The organism is Variovorax sp. GrIS 2.14, assembly GCF_046115955.1.
GTDB lineage: Bacteria > Pseudomonadota > Gammaproteobacteria > Burkholderiales > Burkholderiaceae_C > Variovorax.
Map to the genome: position 1 here is coordinate 1 of NZ_JBJXIA010000068.1, position 3,840 is coordinate 3,840.

The window sequence follows — 3,840 nt, forward strand, 5'->3', positions numbered from 1 at the left end:
GATCAAGATGTCCTTGGGCGCGCGCAGTCCCGTCGACTACCGAAGAAGCTTGGGCCTCACGGCATAAACAGTCCAAGTTTTTAGCCGCATCCCCGGTGCCTGCACAGAAAAGTATTTCTGAACACAGCGCGGTCCGAGTAATCGTGACGCACTGATGAAAGAGTTACGCGGGGGATGACACGTCTCAAGCGGAGACTGCGATGGCTGAAACGGCGTTGACCAAGACCCGTTGCTGACGAAAGCCTCGACTTCTTCGACACTTTCCTCACCGCCCTGCGGTGCGCAAAACGACAGCAACCAGGCGATCCCGTCGACCACGGCAAACGCCAGTCACACCGCACCAGAAAACCGTCACGTTCGCCCAGGCGCTCGTCTACCAACTCAAGCTTGGCTTCATCAACTTTGGAGGTCCAGCCGGGCAGCGGCGGTGCGGCCTTGTCTCTTAGCTGCAGTGCCGTGTTCCCCCCGAAAGCGTCCGAAGCTGCGGCCCAGACCGGTGACAAATCCGACGTTGGGTTGTTAGGTTGTCCCGAAACTCTGTCTGAGGTTATGCACTGCCGTCGGCCATCTGGTCAAAATCGGATTTAATTGTGGATCGATATGCAAAGAGCGACCGCCTGGATTGAAGGTAATGACAATAAAGTCACGGCGATCGCGACCGAATTCGGGCCTCGAGTTAATGCGAATTGGGAGTGTGCACCGTTCACCTTCGCGGAAGCTGACTTTTCGCTATGAGGCGCCAATAGTGTTTATCAATTGGAAACAGGTAGAGTCGGCACTCTTCCAACCTCAGATTCGAAGACTCATGGCAAAGACCTACGAACAGATCCAACAGCAAATCGAAAAGCTTAGCGCCAGGCCACTGCCTTCAGGCCGTCGAAGCCAAGGGCGTTATCGTTCGGATCGAAGCTATCAAGCACCACGGCCTGACGGCCGAGCAGCTTGGATTCTCTGGCGCGACGCCTTCTGTGTAAGCGGCTGGCCGTCCCACATTGACGACGGTCGGCGAATCCCGGTATGCGCTGCGCTGATCAGCCGCCGGGCTGCCAGTTGTGTGGGAGCAGTTCGTCGATGCGGCTGTTCAGATGCGCGGGCAGCCGAGTGAGTACGTCCTTGAGGTAAGCCCACGGATCGTGCTCGTTGAGCTTGGCCGACCGCACGAGGCTCATCACGATCGCAGCACGCTGACCCGCAAGCTCGCTTCCGCAGGAGAGCCATGCCCGCCTGCCCATCGCCCAGAGACTAATCAGATTTTCGCAATGGTTGTTGTCAACGGGCACTTGGCCATCGAGCTGGTTGCGCGTGAGCGCCTCCCAGGCATTCAAACTGTAGTTCAGGGCCTTGGCCGTCGCACAGCCGTCAGGCACCCGGCCTCGCTCTAGCCGCAGCCATGTATGCAGCTGCTCCGACAGGGGCCGAGCAATGTTCATTCTTCCGGCCAAGCGCTCTTCGGTGGGCATCTCCGCCAGCTCGCGCTCGGTCTTGTAGATCTGGGCAATGCGCTGCAACGCTTCGACCGCGACGGCGCTCTTGCCAGGGTCGCGCAGCAACTCGTCAAACTTGCGTCTGGCATGCGCAAGACAGCCCGCCGCAACACGCCCGGGCTGCGCAACCAGCAAGCGTTCATAGGCCGTGTATTCATCGCGCACCAATGTGCCGCGCCAACTCTCCCTGCGACCGTCGTCTGTCGGGCCGAGGAATGCAATGGGGAACCATGCGCCTCGCCCGACGCAGAAGTCATAGATCACATCGCGCACCGGATCGAAGGCGCCTCGTGGGTAGGCCCAGACGTAAGCCCGCTTGGTTTTGCCCGCGCCCGGGTCGAGCATGGCCACCGGGGTCTCATCGGCTTGCAGCACCTGGGCCGACAGCACGAAGGGTTTGTGCGCGTCGTACAGCGGCTCGAGCGCCGCGCCACCGCGGCCTGACCAACTGCCCAGCGTCGAGCGTCGAGCGCGGGGTGTGCACGCCCGAGCGGGAGTTGATCGCCTCCTGCCGGTAGTAAGGCAGGTGGTACACGAAGCGACTGATTGTCCGCGCCGCCGTGGATTTGGGCCAGGCGCCGATGTTTGAATGATCCGTGACGGTTGGGCCGAGAATTAAGCCTAGCGCCAATTCCAGCGCCAAGGAAGTGGCTCACTGCGGCGCCAGAAGGTGGCTAAACTCGGCGTTGACGCAACAGACGTAATGCTAAACGGTTAGCCGGCTCGTCCGTGACCAGGAGCTGCTTCTATGACTCGAGATTGTTGGCCCCGCACCCGAACGTCAGCTGGGAATGCCCCAGCCAAAATTCTGGCTTGCTGCCTCTTCGTGGCAGCGATGATCGTCTGTCATCAGGACGCTACCGCTCAGACCGATCCCGAAAAGCTGGCCGCGGCGCTAAGGGGCGAAGACCGCTCGGCCGCTGACAAGAATCCGCAATGCAAGCTGTTCACGCCGGGCGAGCTCTCGAAGTTTGTCGGCATGCCGCTTGCGCCTGGACGCGTTGCGGCAATGGGGTCTGGGTGCCAATGGGTAGCAAGCTCCGGAGAAGGCAGCGCGCTGATCCAAGTGGTTCCCGCGAGGTATCACGAACCGCACAGTGGCGCTCCGGAGTTTAAGAAACTGTCAGACATCGGCACTCGCGGTTTCGTGGAAAACGACATGGGGTGGAATGCCGGCGCAATCATTGGCTCCGAGTCCGTCGTGGTATCGGTCACGGGTCCAGCGGCAAATGCAGCGACCGCCATTGCGTTGTTAAAAGAAACGATCACGCGAAAAACCAAGTGACGGAACCTTGTCCTGGTCTAATGAATTCGCACACTCGGATGGGGGGAAATCAGTTGGACAGTAAACGTGACGAAATCAACCCGAAGAGCCTTTGACGCGAGCTTCAAGTTGCAAGTCGTTCTGATGATCCGCGTCCAGGGGCTCAATATCGGCCAAGTGTGCCGGGACATGCGATTGGGCGAGACGGCTGTGAGGCGCTGGCTGGCACAGGCCGATGCCGAACAACTCGGTCAGCCTGGAATAGGCAAGCCCTTGACCGCCGAGCATCAGCGCATCCGTCAGTTCCAAGCCGAGAACAGGCAACTGCGAGGCGATGTGGATACGTTAAAAAAAGCCTCGGCCTTCTTTGCCCTCGAACTGCGATGAGCTTCCAACTCATCGAGCAGCTGCAACACAAGGACAACGCCGTGCCGGTGGAGCAACTCTGCCGGGTGCTGGAGGTCAGCCGCTCAGGCTACTACGCGGCACGCAAACGCAGGCAGATCCCGCCTGCAGTATGCCAAGCCAGCGTGCATTTAAAAGCTGCATTCGCCGCCAGTGGTGGTGCTTACGGAAGCCGTCGTCTGCGGGCGGCAGTGGCCTTGCGAGGCGTCGTAATGGACCGCTATCGCGTGCGCAGTTTGATGCGCTAGGATGACTTGCGCTCGGCGTGGAAGCGCAAGTTCGTACACACCACCGACAGCCGACATGCATTGCCGATCTGGCCCAACGTGCTGGATCGACAGTTCAATCCGACGCGGTCCAACCAAGCGTGGGTCGCTGACATCACATACCAGAACGCGCAGCGGCTGGCTGTATCTGGCAGTGGTGCTCGACCTGTTTGCGCGCAAGGTCGTGGGCTGGGCAATGGCCACAGACATGCGGGCGACGCTGGTGTGTCAGGCGCTGCAGTTGGCCATCGCACAGCGTCAACCGGCCCCAGGCCTAATCGTACATTCGGACCGTGGAAGTCAAGGCGGATTCAACCGGTTGTCGAAACACCGGGTTGTCGAACGGATTTTACATACTCGTTCAAGGTCTCAGCCGGTGTCTTCCAACCCAGCGTTTTGCGTGGCCTGTTGTTCAAGGTCC

4 protein-coding genes and 1 pseudogene are annotated in these 3,840 nt (G+C 60.0%); 4 read left to right on the top strand and 1 reads right to left on the bottom strand.

Features of this window, described 5'->3' with window-relative positions:
* Nucleotides 1-1,031: 1,031 nt before the first annotated feature.
* Nucleotides 1,032-2,078 (bottom strand): IS66 family transposase, encoded by a 1,047-nt coding sequence (tnpC, locus tag RCH10_RS27300; protein ID WP_409054809.1) that lies wholly within the window; start codon nt 2,076-2,078, stop codon nt 1,032-1,034.
* A gap of 232 nt (nt 2,079-2,310) precedes the next feature.
* On the opposite strand from tnpC, the gene RCH10_RS27305 reads away from it, so the two are divergent.
* The 4 genes and pseudogenes from RCH10_RS27305 to RCH10_RS27320 form a co-directional block, all read left to right on the top strand.
* Nucleotides 2,311-2,769, top strand: a complete 459-nt coding sequence (locus RCH10_RS27305; protein ID WP_409054806.1) for a hypothetical protein — start codon at nt 2,311-2,313, stop codon at nt 2,767-2,769.
* 66 nt (nt 2,770-2,835) lie between these two features.
* Nucleotides 2,836-3,135 carry a transposase gene (locus RCH10_RS27310; RefSeq protein WP_409054807.1) on the top strand — a complete coding sequence of 100 codons (300 nt, stop codon included), beginning with the start codon at nt 2,836-2,838 and terminating at the stop codon, nt 3,133-3,135.
* Entirely contained in the window at nt 3,132-3,401 is a 270-nt protein-coding gene (locus RCH10_RS27315) for an IS3 family transposase (RefSeq protein WP_409054808.1), read from the top strand. Before RCH10_RS27310 ends, RCH10_RS27315 begins: the two co-directional genes overlap by 4 nt.
* Nucleotides 3,402-3,456: 55 nt before the next feature.
* Nucleotides 3,457-3,717, top strand: a pseudogene (locus RCH10_RS27320) (DDE-type integrase/transposase/recombinase); the annotation flags it as partial.
* Between the last annotated feature and the right edge of the window lie 123 nt (nt 3,718-3,840).